The sequence below is a fragment of the Terrihalobacillus insolitus genome (assembly GCF_028416575.1).
Taxonomy (GTDB): Bacteria; Bacillota; Bacilli; order Bacillales; family Amphibacillaceae; genus Terrihalobacillus; species Terrihalobacillus insolitus.
Genome location: NZ_JAMQKB010000061.1, coordinates 1 through 1,272 on the forward strand (window position 1 = coordinate 1; position 1,272 = coordinate 1,272).

A 1,272-nucleotide genomic window follows, 5' to 3' on the forward strand; every position below is an offset into this window, starting at 1 on the left:
GAAATTATCAAAGAATACGAGCTGACGCCATCTGCCTTTGATACGTGGGTACGCCGACATAAATCAACTGGATCATTTGAAGAGAAAGACAATAGAACTCCAGAGCAGGATGAGTTAATCAATCTACGTAAAGAAAATCAAAGACTAACAATGGAGAATGATATTTTAAAGCAAGCCGCGCTGATCATGGGACGAAAGTAGATGTGATTCGTAATAACCGTCACAAATACTCGGTATCAGCAATGTGCGACGTCCTACAATTTCCAAGAAGTACGTATTATTATGAAGCCAAAATTCGCGATGACCAAGAGGAAGAGGAATTAACGGAACTAATTATAGATATCTTCAAAAAGAATCGAAGCGTATATGGACAGCGAAAAATAAAAAGAGAGCTTTATAAGGTGGGGTGGCAGGTTTCACGTCGCCGTATTGGGCGAATAATGAAGGAACAAGGGCTTGTCTCAAAGTACACAATAGCTCAATTTAAACCTAAGAAAACAACAGTGAATGAGTCTGAAATTGGAAATACATTGAATCGAGAATTTAATCAAGATGAAGAATTAAAGGTTATTGTAAGTGATTTAACATACGTTCGGGTACAACAAAAATGGCATTATATCTGTGTATTGGTTGATTTATATAATCGTGAAATCATTGGCCACAGTGCAGGTCCACACAAGGATGCAGTGTTAGTTCAACGTTCATTTGCAACAGTTAAATACAACTTAAATCACCTCCAATTATTTCATACGGATAGAGGAAGTGAGTTTAAGAATAAGCTTATCGACGAAGCATTAGAGACATTTGGTATTGAGAGATCATTGAGTGAAAAAGGTACACCTTATGACAATGCAGTGGCTGAAGCGACATTCAAAATGATTAAAACAGAATTTGTTAGCGGAAGGGTTTTCTCTAGTCAACAGGAACTTGATCTCGAGCTTTTTGATTATGTGAATTGGTTTAATAATATTCGAATCCATGGTTCCCTAGACTATTTATCGCCTAACGAATATAAGCGCAAGCGTCAAGCAGAATGAGCACTGTCTAGTACAGAAACGCGCACTTTACTTGGAGAGGCGGGCAAGATAGCCTTGGTGGCTGAGCCAGATTTATTGATAAAGCTGGCTTCCTGGCTCATAATCTTGCCCGCAGAGGCTCAAAGTCAAGTGACAAGTTGCACGCGCTAGCTTCAAACAAAGTGCTAAAACTTAGAGAGCTATAAACAAGTTTATGTTCCTTTAAAAAATTGTTCAGTTTAGTGTTGACATACCA

General features: G+C 38.4%; 1 protein-coding gene. It reads left to right on the forward strand.

The window, feature by feature from the left end:
• A protein-coding gene (locus NC797_RS18290; protein WP_272438215.1) for an IS3 family transposase occupies nt 1–1,037 on the forward strand; the annotation gives its coding sequence in 2 pieces (ribosomal slippage) (nt 1–166 and nt 166–1,037; 1,038 coding nt annotated over the 2 pieces). This gene is flagged as partial in the annotation.
• Nucleotides 1,038–1,272 lie beyond the last annotated feature (235 nt).